21 protein-coding genes are annotated in these 24,653 nt (G+C 74.0%); 8 read left to right on the plus strand and 13 right to left on the minus strand.

Annotated features, from left to right (window positions below; genetic code table 11):
- Positions 1-18 precede the first annotated feature (18 nt).
- The 4 genes from ACXJKG_RS02855 to ACXJKG_RS02870 all read left to right on the plus strand — a co-directional run bounded on the left by ACXJKG_RS02855 (position 19) and on the right by ACXJKG_RS02870 (position 8,984).
- Positions 19-3,279: a hypothetical protein gene (locus ACXJKG_RS02855; RefSeq protein WP_456844247.1), complete on the plus strand. Its 3,261-nt coding sequence runs from the start codon at positions 19-21 to the stop codon at positions 3,277-3,279.
- Positions 3,280-3,292: 13 nt separating this feature from the next.
- Positions 3,293-8,077 (plus strand): hypothetical protein, encoded by a 4,785-nt coding sequence (locus ACXJKG_RS02860; RefSeq protein WP_456844248.1) that lies wholly within the window; start codon positions 3,293-3,295, stop codon positions 8,075-8,077.
- Positions 8,078-8,345: 268 nt separating this feature from the next.
- Positions 8,346-8,549: a hypothetical protein gene (locus ACXJKG_RS02865; protein ID WP_456844249.1), complete on the plus strand. Its 204-nt coding sequence runs from the start codon at positions 8,346-8,348 to the stop codon at positions 8,547-8,549.
- A 63-nt stretch (positions 8,550-8,612) separates the two neighbouring features.
- Entirely contained in the window at positions 8,613-8,984 is a 372-nt protein-coding gene (locus ACXJKG_RS02870) for a nuclear transport factor 2 family protein (protein ID WP_456844250.1), read from the plus strand.
- A 22-nt stretch (positions 8,985-9,006) separates the two neighbouring features.
- On the opposite strand, the gene ACXJKG_RS02875 is transcribed toward ACXJKG_RS02870, so the two are convergent.
- Entirely contained in the window at positions 9,007-11,409 is a 2,403-nt protein-coding gene (locus ACXJKG_RS02875; RefSeq protein WP_456844251.1) for a lysylphosphatidylglycerol synthase domain-containing protein, read from the minus strand.
- A 24-nt stretch (positions 11,410-11,433) separates the two neighbouring features.
- Complete coding sequence (locus ACXJKG_RS02880; RefSeq protein ID WP_456844252.1) at positions 11,434-11,814, minus strand: YciI family protein; 381 nt, start codon at positions 11,812-11,814, stop codon at positions 11,434-11,436.
- A 115-nt stretch (positions 11,815-11,929) separates the two neighbouring features.
- Here ACXJKG_RS02880 and ACXJKG_RS02885 point away from each other — a divergent pair, with 115 nt between their 5' ends.
- Entirely contained in the window at positions 11,930-13,324 is a 1,395-nt protein-coding gene (locus ACXJKG_RS02885; RefSeq protein WP_456844253.1) for an amidohydrolase family protein, read from the plus strand.
- A 5-nt stretch (positions 13,325-13,329) separates the two neighbouring features.
- On the opposite strand, the gene ACXJKG_RS02890 is transcribed toward ACXJKG_RS02885, so the two are convergent.
- On the minus strand, positions 13,330-13,857 hold the full coding sequence (locus tag ACXJKG_RS02890) for a nucleotidyltransferase family protein (RefSeq protein ID WP_456844254.1): 528 nt from the start codon (positions 13,855-13,857) through the stop codon (positions 13,330-13,332).
- A gap of 59 nt (positions 13,858-13,916) precedes the next feature.
- Between ACXJKG_RS02890 and ACXJKG_RS02895 the strand changes: the two genes are divergently transcribed.
- Positions 13,917-14,390 (plus strand): 2-oxo-4-hydroxy-4-carboxy-5-ureidoimidazoline decarboxylase, encoded by a 474-nt coding sequence (locus ACXJKG_RS02895; RefSeq protein ID WP_456844255.1) that lies wholly within the window; start codon positions 13,917-13,919, stop codon positions 14,388-14,390.
- Positions 14,387-14,719, plus strand: coding sequence for a hydroxyisourate hydrolase (gene uraH / locus ACXJKG_RS02900; RefSeq protein ID WP_456844256.1), 333 nt, complete (start codon positions 14,387-14,389; stop codon positions 14,717-14,719). The genes ACXJKG_RS02895 and uraH overlap by 4 nt, the downstream gene beginning before the upstream one ends.
- 6 nt (positions 14,720-14,725) lie before the next feature.
- Here the strand turns inward: uraH and ACXJKG_RS02905 are convergent, their stop codons facing one another.
- The 9 genes from ACXJKG_RS02905 to ACXJKG_RS02945 all read right to left on the minus strand — a co-directional run bounded on the left by ACXJKG_RS02905 (position 14,726) and on the right by ACXJKG_RS02945 (position 23,216).
- On the minus strand, positions 14,726-15,199 hold the full coding sequence (locus ACXJKG_RS02905) for a nucleoside deaminase (RefSeq protein ID WP_456844257.1): 474 nt from the start codon (positions 15,197-15,199) through the stop codon (positions 14,726-14,728).
- Positions 15,200-15,235: 36 nt separating this feature from the next.
- Complete coding sequence (gene pucL, locus ACXJKG_RS02910) at positions 15,236-16,132, minus strand: factor-independent urate hydroxylase (protein ID WP_456844258.1); 897 nt, start codon at positions 16,130-16,132, stop codon at positions 15,236-15,238.
- A gap of 40 nt (positions 16,133-16,172) precedes the next feature.
- The gene (locus tag ACXJKG_RS02915; protein WP_456844259.1) at positions 16,173-16,895 is read right to left on the minus strand and encodes a pyridoxine/pyridoxamine 5'-phosphate oxidase; all 723 of its coding nucleotides are present in this window, start codon (positions 16,893-16,895) and stop codon (positions 16,173-16,175) included.
- A gap of 7 nt (positions 16,896-16,902) precedes the next feature.
- Complete coding sequence (locus tag ACXJKG_RS02920; protein ID WP_456844260.1) at positions 16,903-17,691, minus strand: creatininase family protein; 789 nt, start codon at positions 17,689-17,691, stop codon at positions 16,903-16,905.
- Positions 17,688-19,013, minus strand: a complete 1,326-nt coding sequence (locus ACXJKG_RS02925) for an FAD-binding oxidoreductase (RefSeq protein WP_456844261.1) — start codon at positions 19,011-19,013, stop codon at positions 17,688-17,690. Before ACXJKG_RS02925 ends, ACXJKG_RS02920 begins: the two co-directional genes overlap by 4 nt.
- A gap of 66 nt (positions 19,014-19,079) precedes the next feature.
- Positions 19,080-20,255, minus strand: a complete 1,176-nt coding sequence (locus ACXJKG_RS02930; protein WP_456844262.1) for an ABC transporter substrate-binding protein — start codon at positions 20,253-20,255, stop codon at positions 19,080-19,082.
- Between the two features lie 86 nt (positions 20,256-20,341).
- The gene (locus ACXJKG_RS02935; protein WP_456844263.1) at positions 20,342-21,184 is read right to left on the minus strand and encodes an ABC transporter permease; all 843 of its coding nucleotides are present in this window, start codon (positions 21,182-21,184) and stop codon (positions 20,342-20,344) included.
- Positions 21,184-21,963 (minus strand): ABC transporter ATP-binding protein, encoded by a 780-nt coding sequence (locus tag ACXJKG_RS02940; RefSeq protein ID WP_456844264.1) that lies wholly within the window; start codon positions 21,961-21,963, stop codon positions 21,184-21,186. Before ACXJKG_RS02940 ends, ACXJKG_RS02935 begins: the two co-directional genes overlap by 1 nt.
- 2 nt (positions 21,964-21,965) lie before the next feature.
- On the minus strand, positions 21,966-23,216 hold the full coding sequence (locus tag ACXJKG_RS02945; RefSeq protein ID WP_456844265.1) for an amidohydrolase family protein: 1,251 nt from the start codon (positions 23,214-23,216) through the stop codon (positions 21,966-21,968).
- Positions 23,217-23,429: 213 nt separating this feature from the next.
- Here ACXJKG_RS02945 and ACXJKG_RS02950 point away from each other — a divergent pair, with 213 nt between their 5' ends.
- Positions 23,430-24,368, plus strand: coding sequence for a PDR/VanB family oxidoreductase (locus ACXJKG_RS02950; RefSeq protein WP_456844266.1), 939 nt, complete (start codon positions 23,430-23,432; stop codon positions 24,366-24,368).
- Between the two features lie 4 nt (positions 24,369-24,372).
- On the opposite strand, the gene ACXJKG_RS02955 is transcribed toward ACXJKG_RS02950, so the two are convergent.
- On the minus strand, positions 24,373-24,653 hold a 281-nt coding region (locus ACXJKG_RS02955; protein WP_456844267.1), incomplete at its 5' end, for an amidohydrolase family protein.

Below are 24,653 nucleotides of genomic sequence, written 5' to 3' on the forward strand. Positions count from 1 at the left end.
CTGAGGGGACGGTGCCGCATGGGTGAACCCGACGAACGACCGCAGCCGGTCGACACGCGGCTCCTGCGCACCCGCGACCTGGTCGACCTGAGGCTCGAGGCGCCGGGCTGCACGCTCGAGCCCACCGACGGCGGCGCGGAGCTCGTCGCGGGTCCGGACGCGTCGCTCGTGGTCCACTTCCCGCCGCAGCACCTCGGCGAGGAGGTCTGGCAGGCCGGCGCCCCGCCGCCGCCCCCGGCGGAGCCTCCCCGCCCGTCGGGCCACGTGGCCGCGGGTCCCAGCCGGCTCGTCTACGCGGTGCCCGAGGGCACGCGGATCACGTACACGCTCGAGAAGGTCCTCGAGGCGATCCAGACCCTGCAGCTGCGGGTGGCCCCGGGTGCGACCGAGCTGGGCGAGACCAGCCGCGCGGGCATCGAGCCGCCCGGTGACCTGGAGACGGCGATCGAGGCCCCTTACCGCCTGCTCGTGTCCCCGAGCGCACGCGGCGCCTTCCGCCACGACGCGGTCCCGAAGGGCCCCGCCGACCGGTCCGAGCTCTGGCGCACCCACCTGACGGTCCGCCGGGACGACGGGACGTTCGACGACGACGACGCCGACCAGCGCATCGTCCGCGCACTGTGGACCCGGGACAGCGACCTCCCCGCACCCGCGTTCGACCAGCCGCTCCTCCCGTTCGACCGCACGGCGATCGTCACGCAGACCCACGGCGGTGGCCCGGCGAACGCGAGGACGCCGCTCGAGGTCAGGAACCTGAGCCTGTCCAGCCTGGGCGCGTGGTTCGACTGGAAGCAGTCGTGGGAGTTCCCGGCGAACATCGTCGACTACCGGCACCAGGCGTTCATGGGCCGCGACGGGTACGTGCGGGTGGCGTATCCCGGGATCCTGTTCCCGTTCGGGCACCGGTGCTACCTGGTGAAGATCACCGAGCGGGAGGTCAAGCACCGCGACACCCCGGTCGCGTACCTGTGGCAGCGGTGGTTCATCATCGTGCGGCAGCCCACCCGGACGTACCCGCCGACCGACCTCGACAACCCGTTCGGGCAGGTCACCGTCAGCCCCCTGGTCACGCCGGACATCGACAAGCCGCCGGGGGACCAGCAGCCGTTCGTGCCGTCGCGCAACGGCGTGCCGTTCCCGTTCACGCTGACCACGGTCGACCGCGGCGGCGAGACGCGGACGTGGCCGGCGCCGCTGGTGTTCGTGCAGGCGGGCAAGGACGGCCCGCAGACGTTCGTCTTCCACGCCGAGGACGCCTCCCCGCGGTACTTCCCGGTGCGCCAGATCCAGGGCCGCGGGCAGACCCTGGCGGTCGCGAAGCCCGTGAAGGCCGGGGACACCAGCATCGAGGTCGGCCACCTGATCTTCGACGGCGTCATCGACTCGGCCGACGTCACCAGCCGGCCCTTCCTCACCGAGACCCGGTCGATCGTGCCGGCCATGCGGCACCTGGCCCCGCAGGCGCCGGCCGTGGACCTCGTGTTCGCCAAGCCCTACCTGGCGAGCGGCCTGCCGCCCCGGGCGCTCGACGCGAAGCCCGTCCCCGGCACACCGAACGCCGGCGAGCTGATCCTGGCCCTGAAGAGCGCGCCGGCCGCCGTCGACTTCACGAACGGGTCCGACAAGGCGGGCGGGTTCGTCGCGCCCAACCTGTCCGTCAAGGGGATCTCGAGGGCCCTCGGCGCGATCGGGGAGAGCGGCAACGCCCCGTCCGCGTTCGACGCGGGCGGCTTCGACCCGGCGTCGTTCCTGTCGGGCGCGATGCCCAAGCTGTTCGGGCTGTTCAGCCTGCTGGACCTGCTCGAGGCGGCGGGTCTCGACGAGGCGCCGGCGTTCGTGTCGGACGCCCTCGACGCCGTCACCAAGCTGCTCACGGAGGCGCAGCGGCTCAAGGCCGCACTCGACGACGCCGAGGCGCGCCTCACGCAGGAGGTGGCGAACGCGGCGCACGGGGGGGCGCAGGCCGTCGCGCAGCACGCGAAGGACCAGCTCGACGCCCTCGTCGGCACGCTGACGACCCACCTCGATGCGCTGATCGCCGCGGTCCGGGGGCTGCCCGGCAACCCGGAGTCCGTGAGCACCGCGGCGGTCGCGCTCGCGGGCGACCTGCAGCCGCTGCTCGACGCCATCGGCGTGCCCGGCGTGCCGGCCGCGGTCCGGTCCGCGCTGGAGAAGCCCGTCGCGACCCTGACGACGCTCACGGACCTGGCCAAGGACGCCGCCGGGCTGGCGCAGCTGCTGGAGGGGGTCGCCGGTGGGCAGGTCACCGCGCGGATGTCCTGGCGGCCGCTGATCAAGCCGTGGGGGCTCCCGGGCGCGCCGAACATCTTCAAGCCGAAGCCGGACTCGCTGCACCTCGACGTGGAGGTCCGCGCGTCGGCCAGCGCGCCGCCGGCGGTCGACATCGTCGCGGAGATCGTCGACTTCGACCTCAACCTCATCGGGGACGGCGACGCCGGGCTGATGAAGCTGATGTTCCGGCGGATCGGGTTCCACGCGGGGTCGTCGGGCAAGCCCGAGGTCGACGTCGTGTTCGGCGGCATCGGGTTCCTGGGGCCGCTGTCGTTCGTGGACCGGCTGCGCGAGCTCATCCCGTTCGACGGGTTCTCCGACCCGCCGTACGTCGACGTCGCGCCCGACGGCGTCACGGCCGGGTTCGACCTCACGCTGCCCAACGTGGGGCTCGGGGTGTTCAGCCTGGAGAACATCTCGCTCGGAGCCGACGCGCGGGTGCCGTTCCTCGGCGACGCCATGACGGTCGGGTTCCACTTCTGCTCCAAGGACGCGCCGTTCCGGCTCACCGTCATGTGCATCGGCGGGGGCGGGTGGCTCGGGCTGCGCGCGGCCCCGAAGGGCCTGGTGCTCCTGGAGCTCGGGCTCGAGGCGTGCGCGTCGCTGTCGGTCGACCTCGGGGTGGCCTCCGGCTCGGTGTCGATCTCCGTGGGCGTGTACCTGCGGCTCGAGGCCGACAAGGGGCTCTTCACGGCGTACTTCCGGATCCGCGGCGAGGTCGACGTGCTCGGCCTGATCAGCGCGTCGATCACGCTGGAGCTGTCGCTGACCTACCACTTCGAGACCGGCAAGCTCGTGGGGCGCGCGTCGTTGGTGGTCGAGGTCGAGGTGCTGTTCTTCTCCGCGTCCGTGGAGATCTCGGTCGAGCGCAAGCTCGCAGGCTCGAAGGGCGACCCGACGATGTACCAGGTCATGCCGCCCGACGGCACCGGGATGAACGCGGACTGGGCCGAGTACTGCGGGGCGTTCGCGCCGCTGCCGGTCTGAGAGACGAGATCCGATGCCCACCACCGTCCTCGCAACCGCGCTGCCGCACTCGTTGGCCGACGACGCCCCGTTCCAGCTCACGGTCTTCGTCACCCACAAGCTGGTCGACGGCGCGCTGCTGTCGGACTTCCCCGCCGCCGCGGACTGGCCGACCACCCTGGCCGGCTGCACCTTCGCGCTGGACACCTCCCTCGGCACGTCGCTCCCACTGCGCGTCGTCTCCGTCGCCGACCCCGCCTCCTGGGTGGCCGTGCTGCCCCCGGGGACGCCCGTCGACGGCTTCCCGACGCCCGCGCTTGCCGACCGGACCTGGCGCACCAACCCCGCCAGCCGGATGAGCGACCACGCCGTCGACCTGCACGTCGCGGCGATCACGGCGGCGCCGCTGGGGCGGCCCGGCCTCGCCGGCGACCCGGTGGCCGGCGGCCTGCTGCGGACGCTGGCCGACCTCGACCAGGGCGGCCCGCTGTGGCAGCTGCTCGACGACCAGGCGGGACGGGCTCGTCGTGCCCTGCAGCTGCCCGGCCAGCGCCTGCGGGACGCGCTGACGACGATCGGGCCGCTGACCGAGCCCGACGAGACCGACCCCGAGCGCGGTCACGKCCGGGAGATCCCGCCGCTCCCGCCGTACCAGTCGGAGATCGTCGACCGGCCGTCGCCCGTGCAGGTGCTGCTCGACGACCCCGAGGCCGACAACCGGGTGACCCGGCAGCTCGACGGGCTGGCCGGGCAGGACCTCACCGCCGACCCGCAGCTGCAGCTGATCGCCGACGCCCACGCCATGCGGCGCTACTACGAGCGGCCGGAGCAGCCGCAGCAGGCGCCCCGCACGGAGCCGGACCCGGACGCGCCGCCGACGCCGCGGCCCGACCGGCCCGACCACGACTTCCACGCCAAGGTCGGCTCGTTCGGGGCCACGCCCGCACTGCTGCGCCGGCTCGGCCTCGCGGTCGACGTGGTGCTCGACGGGCTCGACGCGGACGGGGCACGGGCGGCGCTCGCGAGCGCGACCTGGGTCAGCGTCACGGTGACCTCGCAGGCCGCCGACCTGCAGGTCCTCCCGCCTCGGAAGACCTCTGTGGTGGTCGACGGGCCGGTGTTCGCGGCCGCGTCCAGCGACGCGTGGGTGGGCGGCGCGCTGCCGCTGGGCGATCCGGAGTGGGTGGTGCTCGACGTCGACCCCGACGCGTCGGGCCTCAAGCTCGACCAGCACGCCCGCAACCTCGCCCGGCAGTACGCGAGCGAGGCCAACGGGGACCCGGGGACGTCGGCGCCGGGCACGCTGCGCTCGACGGGCTTCGCGCTCGCCCGCCGCGAGCGTGCCGCCCAGCTGCGGGCGCGCGTGCAGCAGGCCGAGGCGCTGGCCGCCGACGACGGCACCCGCGAGCTGCTGCTGGACGACCTGGTGCGCGGCATCCGGGTCGAGGTGTGGGACGACGTGACCAAGGCCTGGCATAGCCTGCACCAGCGGCGGGTCACGGTGACCGCCGCGCCGGGGGGCCTCACCGTGCTGGACGACGTGCCCGACGTYGGCTTCCTCCAGCTGTCGGCGCTCAACCGCGCGCCCGGTGACGAGACCAACGGCTACTACCTGCACGAGGTCGTCGCCGGCTGGGACGGCTGGAGCCTGTCCGCGCCGCGGCCCGGGCTGACCATCGTGCACGTCGAGCCGCCCGGACCCGACGGCGCCACCGAGGCCGTCGTCGACACGGTGCCCGACGAGCCGATCGACGGCGCGCACACGGTGTCCCGCGTCGAGCCGGCGTCGCTGCCGCGGCTGCGGTACGGGACCTCGTACAGCTTCCGGGTGCTCGCCGTGGACCTCGCCGGCAACTCGGTCCCGCAGGTCCCGCCGCGGCGGCGGCGCCGGGTCCCACCCGGCGAGATCGACCTCGGCGGGGCGCGTCGGCACCTCGACCGCGTGCGGGAGGCCTACGTGCGGCTGGACCGCGGGGGCGTCGCCGAGGCGCGGCGTCAGGCGGTGGTCGAGCACCTGCGCGCGGACCCGGCCCCGGTCGCCCGGATCCCCGACGAGCTGCTGTCCGGGAACGCGCAGATCGACGCGACCCTGGAGAACCTGGTCGCCCGGGCGGGTGCGCCCGAGGCGCCCGCGCCGGCGCAGCGCGTGTTCGACGACGTCGCCGCGGCGTCGCGGATCCTCGCCGAGTCCGGCAACCCCCTGCGCGTCCGGCCACAGCTGCGGATCGACGCCGGCGTGTTCGCCGGGCTCGCGGCCAACGACGACCTCGCGGTTCCCGACGAGGCGCGCGCGCCGGTCCGGCCCGTGGTCACCACGCCGCGCCCGTACCTGCGGTGGGAACCGGTGCCCGCGCCCGCGCTCGTGGTCAAGGAGCTGCTCACGCCGGGGGAGCAGCCGGCGGCCCTCGTCGTCCGCTCCGGCGTCGTCGCGACGTCCGAGCGGCACCTCGCCCCGCCGAAGGCCACCCAGCTGGAGGCCGAGGCCGCCGGCCTGTTCGACAAGGCGATCGGGACGGGCGACGCCGCCGAGATCCGGCGCCTGTACGCGATCGCGCTGGCGGAGCGCGGCACCCTGCTCGACCAGCTCGTGCCCAGCCTCACGGACGCGACCGGCACCGACGAGCAGCCCGGCATCGCGCTGGTCGACCGGCCCGGCGCCGACACGGGGTCCCCGAACCGGGCCACGCTGGCGGAGATCACGGCCGACCGCGGCCGGCCGATCGGGGAGGGCCAGTACGTCGTGCACGACACCGACGCGCTGCGGCTCCCGTACCTGCCGGACCCGTACGCGGCCGGGGTCTCGCTCGTGTTCTACGAGGCCGGCGCCCCGCACGTGCTGCCCGAGCCGCGCGCGCTGCAGGCGGTGTCCGTGCCGTACCCGGGGGACTGGCCGTCGCTGCAGCCCCTGCGCCTCGTCGTGGAGCCCGGGGGCGCGCTCGGCGCCCAGGTGGTCGGCCACGAGGTGCACGTGCAGCTCCCGCCCGGCGAGCAGGTGCGCGTGGCGGTCTCCAGCACGCTCGACGTCGCCGACCTCGACCGGTTCGGGCTGTGGCGATCGCACCTGGCCAGCGTCGTCGACCCCGCCGACGGGTACACCACCGACGAGGTCGTCGCCGCGGCGGCGCTCATGCGCGCGGCGTCGTCGGGCTGGACGTGGTGGCTCACGCCGTCGACCGACGTGCGGCTGGTGCACGCGGTGCCGACACCCGTGCACCCGCCCGAGCTGGACGCGCTGAGCCTGTTCCTGCGGCCGCCCGGTCGGTCCGTCGCCGCGCTGTCGGGGCTGGTCCACGTGCACGGCTCGAGCACGGACACCGTCGTCGTGACGGCGTCGTGGACCGAGACGGTGGACGACGTCACCGCAGCGACGCCTCAGGTGGCGTCGAAGTCCGACGTCGTCGTGCGCTCGCCCGTCGCCGAGCGGGAGAAGACGGGCGTGCTGTTCCTCTACGACTTCCTGCCCACCGGTCCGCTGGCGCAGGCCCTCGGCGGGATCGGGTTCCACCGGATGCTGCAGACGTTCGAGGACACCCACTACCGCCGAGTCACGTACGTACCGAGCGGGACGACGCGGTTCGCGGAGTACGTCGCCCCGGCGGAGCTCGAGCCTGCGGTCGGCGAGGCGGTCGTGCTCGACATCCCGTCGTCGGCACGGCCCGCTGCACCCACCGTGCTGGACGCGGTGCCGCTGCTGCGCTGGGAGTCGGTCCCCGAGCCCGCCGAGCCGTTCGCGTGGCGCCGGCTGCGTCGCTCGGGCGTCCGCCTCTGGCTGGCCCGGCCGTGGTTCTCGTCCGGCGACGGCGAGCTGCTGGGCGTGCTCGTGTTCGACACCGACGAGTGGGTGCAGGCCGGGGACGGCACGCGGACGCGGCAGCCCAAGGCGTTCCAGGCGCCCGACGGCGCGACCAGCCTGTGGGCGGCCGACCCGATCGTGCAGCACGGCGGCGCGACCTCGAACCCGACCGTCCCGCCGCTGCTCACCCTCGAGCAGCTGGTGCTCGACGTCGTCGAGACGGGGGCGTCCGAGAGCGTCGGGACGCGGCCGCCGGACGTCCTCGGCGGTCGCGACCGCGGCTGGCCGGACGGGCCGGGCAACCCGGTCGCAGTCGCCGGTGCCGTGCCGCTGCGCGACGTGCGCGGGCACCCCGCCGTCCGGGTGCTGGGCTACCAGCCCGAGTTCGACGAGGACTCGGGGCGCTGGTTCGTCGACGTCGCGCTGCAGGAGACGCCCGCGCTGTGGCCGTTCGTGCGGCTGGCCGTCGCGCGCTACCAGCCGCAGTCGATCGAGGGCTGCTCGCTGTCGCCCGTCGCGCTGGCCGCCTGGGTGCAGCCGCTGCCCACCCGGACGCTCACCGTCAGCCGCCCGGACGCGGGGCACGTCCAGGTGACCCTGACGGGCGTGGTGAGCTGGCTGCGGTTYGACCCGCACGGCGGCCCGGAGCTGTCCGGCGAGCAGCTGAGCGCCGACAGCCCGACGGGAGACGCGGCCACCCGCGCGTCCCGCCTGCAGCAGTCGCGGACCGTGCGCGCGACCGTGCAGCGCCGCGACGCGGGAGCCGGTGACCTGGAGTGGTCGACGGTCTCGACGTCGCTGCTGCTGGCGGTGAGCGTCGAGGAGTCGGGCGGCTTCCGGGCCACCTGGACCGGGTCCGTCGTGCTCCCGGCCGGCTCACCGGGCCTGCGACAGCCCGGCGCGGTCCCCTCGGACTGGCGCGTGCTGGTCGAGGAGCACGAGCTGCTCGACGCCGACCCCACGGTGCCGGGCGTCGCCGCGACGCCGGTGCCGCGGCTKGTCTACGCCGACGAGGTGTCGCTCTAGTCCCAGAACGGGGGGAGCAGGTCCGGCGCGTCGGCCGACCCGCCTCGGGACTCGACCTCCGCCGTCGTCTGCTCGTGCTCGGTCAACCGCCACCAGGGTGCGTTCATGTGATCGATCGTCCACCCGTCCGACAGCGGTGGGCCGGGACCTACGTCCGTGGCCCCGACCGGCCGTGCTCCGTAGCGTCGGTGACGAGTGCGGACAGCGTCGACGACGGCGCCCGGGCCGCCGGGGTCGTCAGCGATCCGCGGCCTGCCGACGACGCGCCGTGGGGGAGCAGCACATGGGCACGCGCAGGCCAGGACCTCTGAGGAAGCGCGCCCTGCGCCGGGCGCACGGCGCGCGTGCGAGCTGGTCCGGTGCGCGGCACCCCATCGTCGCGCGCGTGGCCCCCGGGCCGACCGCCGCCCGCGGCGTCGTGCCGCAGCAGCGCACCCGGCTCGCCGAGTGGCGCACCCTCGAGCACGGGTAGCGGGGTCGGTGTCGGTGGTCGGGCCTAGCGTCGGGTGGGAGATCCGATCCAGGAGGTGGGCTCATGGCTGCAGCACCGTTGGACGTCGCCCTCGCGTACTTCGACGCCTGGTCGCGACGTGACCTCGACGCCGCGATGGCGTACATCGATCCCGACATCGTCTGCGACGCGCCGCCGGGCCGGTTGGTGGGCGCCGACGCCTATCGCACGTTCCTCGGGGCGTACGTCGGCATGCTCGTCAGCGCGAGCGTGATCGCCGCGTTCGGCGACGAGGAGAGGGCGCTCGTCATGTACGACAGCGCGACGCGGCCGGTCGCGGACGCGCCGGGGGCCGAGTGCCTGACGGTGGTCGACGGGCGGATCACCCACAGCCGCTTCATCTTCGACCGCGCGCCGTTCGACGCCGCGCGCGCGGCCGCCGCGGCCGCCGGCTGAACAGGGTCAGCAGGAGGCGGGGCTAGATCACCGAGCGACCCGACAGCACCCGGAACGACACGAGACCCGGCACGATCGGCAGCCAGAACGTGGCCAGCCGGTAGAGGAGCACGGCCGCCAGGGCCGGTCCCGACGGCACGCCGATCCCGGTCAGGGAGGCGAGCAGCACGGCCTCGACGACGCCCACGCCGCCCGGCGTGGGCGCCGCCGTGGCGACGGCGCCGGCCGTGAGCGAGACGAGCGCGACGGCGACGAAGCTCGCGTTGTCCACGCCGACTGCGAGGACCGAGAAGTAGAGGGCGGTCGCGTAACCCATCGGCAGCAGCGCGACGCCGGCGAGCAGCGTGATCAGCTTGGCCGGGCTGGACACGACGACGCGCATCGCGTCGACCGACGACCGGACGGCCGGCACCAGGCGGGTGCGCAGCACGGACCGCACCTTCGGCACGGCGAGCGCGAGCCCTCCGAGCAGGAGCACCCCGGCGACGATCGCGATCACGACCTCGACGGGCGGGAGCTTGTCGACCTCGGACGACAGCGCACCCGTGGAGCCCGCGAGCACGGCGAAGGTGGCCAGGATCAGCAGGTGGACGACGAACACCGCCGTCTCCTTGGCGGCGCTGGCCGACACGGCGACCGGCGTCACGAACCCGCGTTTCTGCAGGTAGCGGATGTTCAGGCCGACCTGTCCGACGCCGGGCGGGGAGAAGGTCGCGACGAACGACGACGCGAGCGCGACGCTGGTCGCCTCGCCGACCGGGACGCGCCMCGGGGTGCCGCCCGCGAGCCCGAGCGCGGCCCCGACGTAGGTGGCGGCCGACGCGAGCACGACGGCGATGACCCACCGGGGGTCGGCGCCGCCGATCGCCTGGATGGAGCGAGGGATGTCCGCGAACTGCGGGGCCAGGAAGTAGACGGCGACGGCCAGGAACGCGGCGATCACGAGCGTCCGCGGCTTGAACCGGGCGACCGTCTCGAAGTCGGGCTCGCCGGCGCCGGTCACGCGGCGGACCTCGTCGACGAGCGGGCCGATCCCACCCGCCGACTTCACCGCCGCGCGCGTGCGGGGCGACAGGCTCGCGGGGACGAGCCGGGGCAGCGCGACCGTGAGGGCGTCGTGGCCCAGGGCCCGGTCCGCCGCCGCGACCGCGCGCTCGGGGCCGACCACCGGCGACGTGGCCGCCAGGAGCGCGGCGACGTCCCAGGCGAGCACGGCGTCGGTGGCCGCGGGCTGGCCGTGGTCCAGGTCGGTGAACCAGACGTGGTCGTCGTCGTCGAGGCTCAGCCGGGTCAGGTCCAGCTCGCGGTGCGCGATCCGCGTCGACCGCAGCAGCCGCACCTGCACCCACGCGCGGTCCAGGACGTCGTCCGTGAGCTCGTCGGGGTCGAGGGTGGCCAGCACGCGGCCGGGGACCTCGTCGATCGCGAGCACCGACTCGCCGCGGGGCGCGCGGGCGACCGCCCGGACCGCCGGCACGCGCACGTCGCGCGAGGCGGCGAGCAGGGCGGTCATCGCCTCGGTCGTCACGGCGTGCGCCGGCTGCGGGTCGATGTCGTCGTCGCTGACGTCCCGCCAGCGCAGGCGGCGGTACGCCTGGTCCAGCCGCGCGGCGCTCCAGTCGTGCTCGCCGACCACCCGGACGGCGACGACTCCGTCGGCCGTGCGGCCTCGGAACGTCCACGGCCCGCCGTCGACCGGCTCGGGATCGTCCTCCAGCTCGAGCCCGGCCTCGGCGAGCGTGCGCCGCGCACCAGCCGGCGTCAGCTCGCCCAGCGTCCGGCCGAACGCGAGCATGAGGCCCGAGCCGACGACGCCGCCGACGCCGATCGCCAGCACCACGTCCAGCGGTGCCGACGACGACGTGACCAGGCGCAGCAGCACCAGCACCCAGAGCAGCACCCAGACGGCCCGCCGCCACGGCCGCCGCAGGGTCGGGCTGGTCACCACCGCCAGCGCCGTGCAGCCCGCGAGCACCCCGGTCGGCGGCCAGGACACCGAGGTGATGTCGAGCGCGTCCTCGATGTGCAGGCGCGAGGTGGGCACCTGCGGGATCAGCTCGATCACTCGGAAGAAGATCGGGCCGAGCGCCAGGGCGAGCGCGCCGCGCCCGAGCAGGGCGAAGCGCCGGGTCGCGACGAGGACCAGCGGGGTCAGCGTCAGCAGCAGGATGTAGGTGACCTGCACGAGGACGAGGAAGACCTCGAACACCGTGCGGGGCAGCCTGCCGATGCCGTGGTGCAGGTCCTCCGCGATGCCGTGCATCGTCTCGGCCGCGATCGTCGCGAACAGCAGGCCGACCACCAGCACGACGAGCCAGGCCATCGCGGAGCGCGCATCGGCGACGCTGCGCCGGTGCCGGACGTCGACGTAGGTCGGCGGTGGCCCCAGGGCGGCGTCGGGCGCACGCACGGTGGGGGCCCTCACCGTGCCGAGGCTAGCCGCCCGGCGTCACCCCCACACGTAGGCGGGGCGCAGCTCGGCAGGGCTGCCCGGACCCGCGAACTGCGCCGCGATCTCCTCGGCCCGCTCGCGCGAGGCCACGTTGATGAGGAAGAAGCCGGCCAGCTGCTCCTGGAGCTCCGCGAAAGGTCCCTCGCTGGCCAGCGACGCGCCGCTGCGCCAGTGGTAGACGGTCGAGTCCGTGGGGGCGGCGAGCGCCTCGCCCATGACGAGCTCGCCCGACGCCGACAGGTCCGTGAGCAGGGCGTCGAACGACTTGTCCATCACGGCCATCTCGTCGGCGGGGACGGCGCGGCCCTCGTCGGTGAACAGCGAGGTCGGGTGGGCCCAGGGCTGGGGGTTGGCGTGGATGAGGATCACGTACTTCACGGCGGTTCTCCTTGATCGTCGAGAGCTGACGTCCCCATGACGAAGTCGACCACGTGAACTCGACACGCGACATCCCGGCAACCTCGTCGTCATCTGCACCGTGAACGATGCCGCCATGCGACTCCTCGTGCACGACGCCCTGCTGATCCCCGTCGCCGCCGGTGGACCCGACTGGTACCTGGGGTGGTTCCTGGTGGGCGACGACGGGCGGATCGCGTCGATGGGGCAGGGTGCTCCGGACGCGTCCTTGCTGGTCAGCGGCGTGCCGACGCTCGACGCCGGGGGTGCGATGGTCGCGCCCGGGTTCGTCTCCGCGCACTCGCACCTGTTCACCTCGGGCATGCGCGGGATCTCGCCGGGCTCGACGCTCTACCCCTGGGTGCTGTCGATGGTCGAGGTCATGGACAAGTGCTCGCCCGACGACGTCTACTGGTCGACCCTGCACGGCGCCCTCGACTTCCTGGCCAACGGCGTGACCAGCGCGTACAACTTCACGCACTCGCGGGTGACCTGGCGCTACGACCCCGTGTCGGCCTCGCCCGCGCTCGGCCGCGTGGCGCCCGTGGAGTTCGTGACCCGGCAGCTCGACGCGGTCGCCGACGCCGGGCTGCGGGTGGTCAACGCGATCCGGCTCGACGACGAGGCCGGCCCCGAGGCCGAGATGCTCGGGGTGTTCGGGGACATGGTGCGCGAGTCGTCCTTGAGGACCCCGGCCGACCAGCACCTCGGGGCGTCCGTGATGGGGGCCGTGCAGTGGGCGTCGACCCCGCGGTCGGCCGAGCTGGAGGTCGCGGTCATGCGCGAGCACGGCATCACCAACCAGGCGCACTTCGTCGAGACGGCGCAGGGCATCGAGACGCAGCGGGAGAAGTTCGACTGGTACCGGTCCGCCGGGGCGCTCGGGCCCGACTTCCTGTTCGGGCACTTCGTGCACCCGACGGACGTCATGGTGGACGTCGCCGCCGCCACCGGGTGCGGGGTGGTGTGGCAGGCGACGTCGAACGGGCGGCTGGGGTCCGGGTTCGCGGACGTGGTGCGGCTGCGCGAGGCCGGGATCCGTGTGGGCCTCGGGCTGGACGACCAGTCGTGCACGGACATCTCCGACCCGTGGGGCAACATGCGGATCGGGCTCTACACGACGCGGGCCCTGCACACGGACGCCTCCGTGCTGATGCCGGCGGACGTGCTGCGCATGCACACCCTCGGCGCGGCGGAGGTGCTCGGGGTCGAGGACCGGATCGGCTCGCTCGAGGTGGGCAAGTTCGCCGACTTCCTGCTGGTCGACCACCGGGCGCCCGACACCGGTCCCGTCTGGGACGTGCTCGCCACGTACGTCATGGCGTGCGGGCTGCGGAACCTCTCGCAGGTCTACGTCGGCGGGGTGCTCGTGTCGGAGGGCGGTCGCTCGACGTCCGCGCTCGCGGCGGCCGCACCCGGGGACCTGCGGACGCGGATCACCGCCGCGGCCGCGCGGTGGGGAGTGGCGCTGCCCCTCGCGGAGCTCGAGTGACCCGCTCAGGTGTCCCGGTCGAGGCCGTCGTGCAGGTCGCCGCACTCGACCTCGGTCACGCCGTGCGCGGCGAGGTACGGGCGGGCGCCCCGGTCGCCGTGGAGTGCGATGCCCAGGGGCTGCCAGTGTTCCTTCGCGACGAGCACGGGGTGGCCCGGGCGGCCGTCGTAGACCGCCTGCCTCAGGGGTCCGTCCGCGTCGAGCAGGCGGTGGACCACGCTGACGGGCGTGCCCGGCAGGTCGACCAGCGTGATCAGGGCGGCGTCGCCCGTCGCGTGGGCGAGGCCCGTGCGCAGGGACTCGCCGACTCCGTCCGCCCAGCGCTCGGCGACGACCGGGACGACCCGCGGGTCCGCGGGCAGCAGGGCGCGGGCCTCGTCGGCAGCCGCGCCCAGGACCACGACCACGCGCGCGCAGCCTGCGGCCAGGAGCAGGTCGACGGCCTCGGTGAGCCAGCCGGGCACCAGCGCCTTCGGCCCGCCGCGACGGCGTCCGGCGCCGGCGGCGAGGACGATCCCGGTGATGGGGTGCACGCCTGTACCGTGCCACAAGCCCTCGTGGGCTCCGGCGCTCCGACGACGAAGGTGGCGTGATGATCTCCGACGACGCCGAGACGCGCTCGCGCCTCGCGACGGCCCTGCACGTGGCCCGCTGGGTCGACGAGGTCGCGGCCGGCTGCCCCTACCCGTCCGTCGACCCGATGATCGGGGTCGCGGACCTCGCGGCCCGGTCGCTGACGGCCGCGGAGGTCGACGAGGCACTCTCCGCCCACCCGCGGATCGGCGAGAAGGCCGGCGGCCTGAGCCGGTCCGAGCAGGCGGCGTCGACCACCGACGACCCGGCGCTCGTCGAGGCCATGACCGCCGGGAACCGGGCCTACGAGGAGCGTTTCGGCCGCATCTTCCTCATCCGGGCCGCCGGGCGCACCCGGCCCGAGATCCTGGAGTCGCTCCAGCACCGGCTCACGCTGTCGGACGACGCCGAGCTCGCCGAGGTGGCCGACCAGCTCCGCCAGATCGCGCTGCTGCGCCTGCGCACCCTGTTCGCTCCCGAGGAGTCCGCATGAGCCAGCTGACCACGCACGTGCTCGACACCGCCCTCGGGCGGCCCGCCGCCGGGGTGCCGGTCGAGCTGGCCGCGCTCGTCGACGGTGCGTGGGTCCCCGTCGACTCGGGGGTGACCGACGCCGACGGTCGCGCCAGGACCCTCGGGCCGGAGGCCGTGCGGCCCGGGCGCTACCGGTTCACCTTCGACACCGCCGCGTACTTCGGGTCGACCGGGCAGGTCGCGTTCCACCCCGAGGTCGTCGTGGTGTTCGAGGTCGTGGACGCGAGCCACTACCACGTGCCGCTGCTGCTGAGCCCGTTCGCGTACTCGACGTACCGGGGGAGCTAGGGCGGGTCAGTACTCCACCTTGGCCGGGCGGGCGAGCCACGCGTCCATGGGGGCCGAGGCCATCGGGACGCGGTGGGCGAGGACCGGCATCGGCCAGGTGTCGCGGTCGGCGGCGAAGAGCTCGTAGAAGGCTCGGTCGTCGAAGCCCGCGCGGGCGGCGTCGTGCCGGTCGGCGGCGAAGACCACGCGGTCGGCCCTCGACCAAAGGCAGGCGGCGAGGCACAGCGGGCACGGCTCGCAGGAGCTGTAGATCGTGGCCCCCTCGAGCGAGAAGCTCTCGATGGCGCGGCACGCCGCGCGGATCGCCTGGACCTCCGCGTGCGCCGTGGGGTCGTTGTCGCGGGTGACCCGGTTCTGGCCGACCCCGATCACGGCGCCGTCCCGGACCACGACGGCGCCGAACGGCCCACCGCCGTCGGCCACGTTGGCGGTGGCGAGCGCCACCGCCTGGGACAGCCAGCTCTCGTCGTCAGGCGTCATGGGTCGTCTCCGGGGCGGCAGGGGTCAGGAGCGGGGTCACGGTGTGCCCACCGACCGGGTCCACGCGGCGTCCGCGAGGGGCGCCCCGTCGCGGACGATCACGGCCTCGATCAGGCCGTAGGGGCGGTCGGCCGCGAAGAAGACCTCGCCGGGGTTCTCCAGGCCGAAGGGGCGCAGGTCCGCCAGGAAGTGGTGCTTGTTGGGGGCGGCGAACCGGATCTCGACGACCTCGGGGACCGCGTCGAGGACGGCGACGCCCATGTGCCAGAGCGTCTGCTGCAGGGCGAGCGAGTGCAGGGTGGCGAACGTCGAGAGCATCGTCGCGCGGACCGCCGCGTAGGTCCGGTCGTAGTCGAGCTCGGCGCCGGGGGCGTAGCGCCACTGGGCGACGAGCGAGGTCGCCAGGACGCGGTCGGTGGCCTCCGCCAGGGTCGTGTACTCGTTCGTGAAGAAGCCGCGGAACTCCGAGCCGGTCGACTTCAGGACGGTGAGGTCCTTGAGCCCGGCGATGACCGTCGTGCCCGACTCGTCGGCGGTCACGGACGCGGTCCGGACCTCCTGGCCGCTGCGGACCCAGGTGTGGTCGTGCTCGACGCCGTCGACCACGGCACGGACCCACGCGTACTCCTGCACGTCCACCCGGGCGCCGGCCACCGGGGGGACGTCGTCGACGAAGTGCCTRGCCAGGAGCGTGGCGAACGCCTCCGGCGACGCGACGCCGTGCTGCTTGGCGTAGGCGAACGCCATGTTCTTCTGGGTGTCGGTCGGCAGCACCGCGGACTGGTCGCCGTCGAGGTACGCCGCCTCGAAGTCGCCGCGCAGCGCGGTCGAGACGTTGAGGTCCCGGATCTCGTGGCGGGGCGCGTCCCGCACGATGCGGACCACGCGCGTCTCGGCCTTGCCGTACTGGTGGGCGTGCAGCCGGGCCGTCATGCGCGACGTGCCCCTCGGTGGTGTGCCATGCGCGTTCCTCTCATCCGGGCAGCTCGCTGACGGACCATTCGCCGTCGGTGAGCCGGTACTCGCGGCGGTGGCTGACGGACGTGGGGTCGCCCGTCCAGAAGGTGAGGGTGGTCGGCCGGACCAGGAAGCCGACCCACGACGCGGGAGGCTCGAGCACGGGGTGCTCCGCGGCGAACGACGCCCACGTGTCCCGGCGCTCGGAGGGCGACTGGTCGGCGACCTCCTGCGTGTTCACCCACGCGAGCTGCTGGAGGTAGCGGGACCGTCGGGCGTACGCGCGGTCGGTCTCCGTGCGGTCGGCCGGTTCGGCGACCCCGCGGACCACCAGCTGCCGCAGCGGGTCGTCCCAGCGGGCGACGAGCGCGACGGTCGGGTGCGAGGTCAGCTGGGCGACCTTGCGGGACGCGGCATCGGTGTGGACGTAGACGCCGTCGCGGTCGAACTCGCTGAGCAGAACGGTGCGGGCGTCGGGGAAGCCGTCGGCGTCGACGGTCGCGAGGGTGACCGGCGGGCGGTCGGGGTCGTCGTTCGCAGGCAGCCAGTCGGTGAGCAGCGCGACGAGCTCGTCCGGCAGCGCCGCCGGGCCGAGGTCGTCGAGCGGGACGGCGGGCGGGATCGGGTCCCAGACCGGCGTCTCCGGGTCCCAGAGCGCGGGTTCGGGCTCGATCTCGGTCGACGGTGCCGGCGGGGGTGTCTGCTGCGTCGCGGACGGGAGCTCGGGCGTGGTCGTCATCGGGTCATCATGCGCCGGGAGCGGCGTGCGTGAAGGCTGCGATCTCGCCGAGCACGTCGACGGCGCGGCGGACGGAGGCGTCGAAGAGCTGGGCGCCCGCGGCGGCGCTGGCCCCGGTCGGGTCCCCGATCACCCCGTCCGGCCCGAAGTCGTTGCTGAGCCAGCCGAACTGCGCGGTCGTGCCGTTGAAGCCGAGGTGGGTCATCGCGCCGATGTGCTCGGGCACGCTGCGCCGGGCCTGCGCCATGTCGACCAGGTCGGGGCGCAGGTGCAGCACGAGGGACGTCTCGCCGTACCCGGCGTGGATGCCCAGGCCGTGCTCGTCGGGCTCGTGCTCGCCGCCGGCGCCCGCGACCTGCACGCCGGCCGGCATGGAGAAGGTCAGCAGGCCGTGCAGGCGGCGGATCTCGCGCAGCGCGACACCCAGCAGCGCCGTGTTGCCGCCGTGGCCGTTGAGGAACACGAGGCGCCGGGCCGGGGTCGCGGCGACCGAGCGGCCGATGTCGACGAGCGTGGACATGAGCGTGTCCCACGAGACCCAGACGGTGCCGGACGCCCAGGAGTGCTCGTCGGACTTCGTGTACGTCAGCGTGGGAAGCTGCCAGACGTCGAGCCCGTCGGCGGCGGCCTGCTCGATCGCGGCCGTGGCGACGCTCTCCGCGATGAGGGCGTCGGTGATCAGGGGCAGGTGCGGGCCGTGGTGCTCCATGGCGCCGGTGGGCACGACGAGGACCGAGTCGGGTCGCAGGACGCGCGCGGTGGCCGGGCCGGACAGCTCGGCGAGGAGGCGGCTCATCGGATGGCTCCCTTGCGCGGACCGGCGTAGCCGGGGTTGAGCTTGCCGGGGTTGAGCAGGCCGTCGGGGTCGGTGGTCCGCGCCAGCTCCAGGGTGCGCTCGACCTCGAAGTCGACGTTCCACTGGTGCGGGTTGTGCACGCCGACCCCCACGAGCCCGAGCGCGGCGATGACCTCGTCGAGGCGCTCGGGCCCCTCGTAGACGCCCGCGAGCATCCCGATCGGGACGGAGTGCCCGGCCTCGAGGTGCAGGAGCCCGCCCGGGATCGTCGCCTGGACCTCGTCGAGCCGGTCGACCAGCGCGTCGCCGCCGACCTCGAGATGGATGTACGTGCCGGGGTCGGACTTCTGCAGCCACTCGATGGGGTGGTTGTACGACAGGACCGAGAGCTTGAGGGAGGCCTGCGGCCCGTCGCGGAGGTCCTCGACCGTGCCGCCCGCGGCGGTGACCAGGGCGGTCGCCGCGTCGATCGCGGCCGGGTCGAGGATGGCGCGCAGGCTGGCCCGGCCCTCGGGGATCGCCGGGTCGGGCGGGAGGGCGGCGGCCACGACGGGGTGGTCGGCGGAGACGAGGCGCGGGCGCGGGGTCAGCAGACCGATCTCCCGCAGCGCCCGGAAGGCGTCGTGCTGGGAGTCGAAGCTCGCGTAGAACCCGCGCCAGTCCTGCAGGGGCTCGAGGCGCACGGTGACGCGGGCGAGGATCCCGGCGGTGCCGTAGTTGTGCACGTAGGCCTGGGCGTCGTCGCCCTCGACGTGCACGAGCGCCGCGTCGGTGGAGGCGTGCACGACGTCGAGCCCGACGACGAACCCCTGGTGGTTGGCGCCGTGCACGATGGTCCCGGTCCCGCCCGAGCCGCCGGACAGGAACCCACCCACGGTCGACTGCGCGGTCGACGGGTACATCCACAGCTCCTGGCCGGTCTCGCGCACGGCCGCCTCGATCGCGACCATCGTCGCGCCCGCCTCCGCGGTGACCCAGCCGTCGCCGATCTCGACGATCGCGCGGGCGCGGGTCAGGTCGAGCACCAGTCCGCCGGGCATGGGGATGGCCTGGCCGTAGTTGCCGGTGCCCTTGCCGCGCGGGGTGACCGGCACCCGGTGCCGGACCGCGGCGGCGACGCACGCCGCGACCTGCGACGCGCTGGTCGGGAAGGCCACGACGTCCGCCAGCCCGAGCGGCAGCAGCTCGAGGATCAGCGGCGACATCGTCGCGCCGTCCACGCTGACCCGCTCGCGCACCCGGTGGTCGGTGCTCACGCCGTCGTCGCCGAGCAGGGCGCGCAGCTCGTCGGCCAGCGCCTCGACGGCCGTCGTCGTCTCCATGGAACGTCCCTTCACGTGCGCGCGAGCGGCGGGCGGGGCCGGAGGACCCCGCCCGCCGCCCTGGGGTCAGAAGCCGATCGACTGGTCGAGGAACTCGTTGGTGAAGAGGTCCTTGGCCACCAGGCCGGCCTTCGGCGGGGCGCCCGCGTCGGTGTAGATCGGGCCGGCGATGTCGATGATCTTCTGGATGCGCGCCTCGTCCATGTCGCCGACGTAGGCGTTGTCACCGTTCGACGCGATGTCGAGCTTCTTCATCTGCTCGACCGCGAAGTCCGCGACGCCCTCGGAGTAGACCCAGCCGTTGTTGTACTGGTCGACCAGGTCGAGGATCAGCGCGTTCGTCGTGCTCGGGTCGTTGATGTAGTCGACGTCCGCCTGCTGCATCACGGGCACGAGCTTCTCGAGGCACGGCGTGAGGTCCTCGAGGTCGCCGGTGCGCACCGACATGGCCTCGGGGTAGAAGGGGAAGCCGGCGTCGTAGATGGTCTCCAGCTTGACGGGCTTGCCCCAGGCCGTGACCTCGTTCTCGTAGATGTACGGCTCGGCGGTGGCGAACCCCTGCTGCGCGTCCTTGCCCTGCGCGGCGACGAAGTTGGCCGGGGTGCCGTCGTAGCTGCCGTCCGTCACCGACGGGTCGAGCACGCCCGAGCCGGTGAGGTAGCTCATGTACGCGGCGCCGTTGAAGTAGCGGATGACGCCGCCCGAGTCCTTGAGCGCGGAGCCGAGGCCCTTGATGTCCGTGACGTCGGGGTACGTCGCCGGGTCCCACATGACCATCATCGGAGACTTGTCGTTCTCGGCGAAGACGGCCGTCGTCGGGAACTTGTCCGAGAGCTGCACGGCCTCGTCGGTGGAGACGTAGCCCAGGGTGATCGACGTGTCCTGGTACATCTGCGCGGACGCCTGCGTGAAGCCGATCGCCGGGCCGCCGGCGCGGACCTCGATCTTGACGCCGGTGGGCTTGCCGCCCGCGACGAGGTCGCCGGTGACGGACTTCTGGTTGGCGTCGACCGTGTACCCGGGGCCGACCAGCTCGTACAGGTGGCCGTGGTCGGCCTCCGGGTTCCAGTCGGTCTGCACGACGACCGTCGAGGGGCAGACGTCGGACAGGTCGACGCCGCCGGCGGCGGCCGTGGCAGCGGTCGTCGCGGAGTCACCGGCGTTGCCGGCGCAGGAGGCCAGGGCGGCCGTGGTGAGCAGGATGCCGACGGCCGCGGCAGCCGAGCGGGGAGCAGTGCGCATGGGGGCTCATTTCCGGTGGGGAGGGTGGGGCGGGAGGGTGCAGCGACGGCAGCGGGAAGGGGTGGGCCGCGGCCGGGGACGGGGGATCAGGTGAAGTCGTACCAACGGCCGACGACGACGCGGCCGAGCCAGCCGAAGATGACGAAGACGGCGACGCCGAGCAGCGAGGCGACGAGGATCGCGGCGTAGAGCTGGGGCCCCTGCAGGCGGGACGCGTAGACCTGGATCAGGACGCCGAGGCCGGGGTTGCCGCGCTGGAAGAACTGGTCGCCGACGACGGCGCCGACCACCGCGAGCCCGGCCGACGTGCGCAGGCCGACGAAGATCGACGGCAGCGCGGCGGGGAACTGGAGCTTGCGGAGCATCGTGGTGCGGCTGACGCCCTGCAGCTGGAACAGCTCGCGCTGCTGCTTGGCCACGGACTGCAGGCCGAACAGGGTCATCGACACCATGGGGAACAGCGCGATCAGGATGGTGACGATGACGCGGGCCTGGAAGTTGTAGCCGAACAGGATCCCGATGAGCGGGACCAGCGCCAGGATCGGGATGCACTGGAGCACCACGGCGTACGGGAACAGCGACCGCTCGATCCACGTGGCCTGCGCCATGATCACGGCCCACGCCATGCCGATCACGATCGCGAACGCGAGGCCCGTCATGGCGACCTCGGTGCTGTGCAGCAGCGCGGTGGCCAGGGTCTGCAGCTCCTCGGGGTCGGTGAGGACCTGGAGCACCTGGTGCGGGTACGGGACGAAGTACGGCAGGCCGCGCGACGCGTAGTAGGCGGCGAGCGCGTACCAGAGGCCGATGAAGCCGATGAAGACGACGACCGGGCCGAGCCAGGTGATGACCGGGCGCTTGCGGCGCGGGGGCGCCTGCGTGGCCTTGCGGGTGGGGGCGGTGACGCCCTCGAGCGTGGTGGTGGCCATCAGCTGTGCGCCTCCTTGAGGGCGTGCGAGACCTCGCCGACGACCGCGGCGAACTCGGGGGAGAAGCGGATGTCGGGGTCCCGGGGCATCGGGAACGGGACGTCGAAGGTGCCGACGAGCCGGCCGGGGCGGCCCGACATGACGACGACCTTGGTCGACAGGTAGACGGCCTCCGCCACCGAGTGGGTGATGAACAGGCCGGCGAAGTGCTGCTCGCTGAACAGCTTGAGCAGCTCGTCGTTCAGGCGGCTGCGCGTGATCTCGTCGAGCGCGCCGAACGGCTCGTCGAACAGGAACAGCTCCGGGTCGAGCGTGAACGACCTGGCCAGCGACGCGCGCATCTTCATGCCGCCGGACAGCTGCTTGGGCAGGTGCTTCTCGAAACCGGCCAGCCCGACGAGCTTGATCGCCGTGGCGGCGGCCTCGCGTCGAGCCTTGACGCCGCGGCCCTTGAGCTCGGCCAGCAGCTCGACGTTCCCCTGCACGTCGCGCCAGGGGAGCAGGGTCGCGTCCTGGAACACGTACCCGATGTGGTCGGTGGCCAGCTCGACGACGCCGGCGCTCGCGGTCTCCAGGCCCGACGCGATGCGCAGCAGCGTCGACTTCCCGCAGCCGGAGGGGCCGACGACCGAGACGAACTCTCCCCGGCCGACGGTCAGGTCGACGCCGGACAGCGCCGTGGTCCCGTCGGGGAACGTCATCGCGACGTCGTGGAACCCCAGCAGGGGTCCGGCCGTGTGCGCCGGCGGCGGCGTGCTGGTGGGTGTCGTGAGGGACACGGTCACCTCGCTTCGGGGTAGGAGGTCGTCAGGGAGGCCGGGGCGGCCACCTGCGTGTGGGTCTCGCTCTGCGCGACGAGGCGTCCTTCGTGCAGCACGTAGCGGTCGGCCGTCGCGGTGGCGACGACGCCGACCAGGTCCGAGCCGCGCACCGCGAGCAGCTCGGCGCGGTCGCCCACCTCGACGCCGGCGACCGGCAGGCCCATCACGTCGCGCGCGCCGGTGCTGACGGCGGCGTAGGCCTCGTCGACGGACAGGTGGCCCGCGACGACCAGCAGCATCGCGGTCTCCAGCGCGTCGGACCGGCCCAGCGGGTTGAACGGGTCACGGACGTTGTCGGCGCCGGCGGCGAACCGCACCCCGGCGTCGACCAGCGCCCGCACGGCGGTGAGCCCGCGGGGCGTCGCGACGTCGGACGCCCAGCCCTGCAGGTACAGGTTGGTGATCGGGTTCGCGATGATCCCGAGGTTCGAGGCCAGCACGTCGGCGATCACCTGGTCGCGGCGCGGCCCGTCCAGGGTGCCCAGCCGGACGCAGTGCCCAGCGCTGACCGGCACGTCCCAGCCCCGGACCGCGCGGGCCAGCACATCGAGCGTGACCTCGCAGTCGAGGCTCTCGTCGGTGTGCATGTCGACGCCCACGCCGTGTGCGCGGGCCACGTCGAGCAGGCGGTGCAGCTCCGCGACCGGGTCGGGCGCGAGGTGCGGCGCGCCGCCCACCAGGTCCACGCCGGCGGCCAGCGCGGCGTCCATGTCCGGCACGGGCGTCAGGTAGCCGCCCAGGGTGACCAGCTCGAGGTCGAGCAGCCCGCGCAGCTCGTCGCGCACCTGGACCAGGGCCCGCACGCCGCGCAGCGGGTCGTCGCCGTGGAGCAGGTCGACGTGGCTGCGGATCGCGGTCGTGCCGTTGGCCAGCATGGTCAGGGCCTGGGCGCGTGCGCGGGTGGCGATGTCCTCGACCGTCATCTGCGCGGAGTGCGCGTGCCAGGAGTCGATCGCCAGCCGCAGGTCGCCCATCGGCGGCCGGATCGCGTCCCACGACAGCGCCTTGTCCAGGTGCGCGTGGGGCTCGGCCGGCGCGGGCAGGAGCAGGAAGCCGTCGAGCTCGAGGGTGGCGTCCGCGTCCCCGCCCGTGAAGGTTCCGCCCGGCACCACCTCGACGACTAACGGGCCCTCGAGCCGCACGTCCACCACGCGACCGTCGGCCAGCCGCGCGTGCGTCAGCCGCTCGATGGTGCGGGGCAGAGCCGACATCGCGTCCCTCCGGGCCGAGCGCGCGACTCACCCGGGCGGGTGCGCCGTCGCGGGTGGTGAAGCCATGGCTTCCTCCTCTGCGCACGCTAAGCAGGCTGAGTTACCGACGTGTAACCACAGCGGTCCACCTAGGTCACGTCCTGCCGATCTCTGTTAACACGAGCCTCGTACCCTGACGCTTCGCCCGACTCGGCCGCATACGAGGAGTTGTCCGTGAGCGTCTTCAGCGACATCCAGCGGCCCGTCGTCGTGCGGGCTCGCACCACGGTCGCGGACGGGGTCGTCGCGCTCGACCTCGAGCCCGTCAACGGTCGCCCGCTGCCGCCGTGGACCCCGGGCTCGCACATCGACCTGCTGCTGGGCGACGGCGTCGAGCGCCAGTACTCGCTGTGCGGCGACCCGGCCGACCGCGGCACGTACCGCGTCGCGGTGCTGCGGGAGCCCGACGGCCGCGGCGGCTCGGTCGCCGCGCACGCGCTCGCGGTCGGCGACACCCTGCGGCTACGCGGGCCGCGCAACCACTTCGCGTTCTCCCCGGACGGCCCGACGGTGTTCGTCGCGGGCGGCATCGGGATCACGCCCGTGCTGTCCATGCTGGCCGCGGCCTCGACGGCCGGCGTCGACTGGACGTTGCACTACGCCGGGCGGTCGCGAACGACCATGGCGTTCGTCGATCGGCTGGTGGCGGACCACCCCGGCCAGGTGCAGGTCTACGCGGCCGACGAGGGCCGGCGCCTCGACGTCTCCGCGGTCACCGCCGGACCGGCCGGTCAGGTGTTCTGCTGCGGACCCCGCCGGCTGCTGGAGGCCGTCGAGGCGTCCGCGGAGCCGGGGTGGGCCGTGCACACCGAGCGGTTCGAGGCCCGGGAGTTCGGGCCGCCGGTGTGGAGCCAGCCGTTCGACGTCGAGCTCGCGCTCTCGGGCACCACGCTGACCGTCCCGCCCGGGCGCAGCATCCTCGAGGTCGTCGAGGACAGCGGCGCGGTGGTCGTCTCCTCGTGCCGCGCCGGCACCTGCGGCAGCTGTGAGACCCCCGTGCTCGAGGGGGTGGTCGAGCACCGCGACTCCGTGATCGGCCCCGGCGGCAGCGGCACCACCATGATGATCTGCGTCTCGCGCGCCGCCTGCCCGACCCTGGTGCTCGAGCTGTGAGGGCTCAGCGACCCACGCGGCGCCGCAGCGCGTCCACGACCTCACGCTCGTCGGCGGTCTGCAGCACGAAGTCCCGGACGACCACCCGGCCGCCGACGACGACGTGCCGCGGCCGGCGCCCGGGGGACGCCCACAGCAGCCCGGCCACCGGGTCGGCGACGCCCGCGTCGGCCACCCCGGAGACGTCCCACACGCACAGGTCCGCCGCCGCGCCGGGGCGCAGGTGACCGAGCTCGGGCCGGCCCAGGCCCGCCGCCGAGCCGGCCGTCGCCATGGCCAGCACCT

This window comes from Cellulomonas sp. P5_C6, assembly GCF_054049635.1.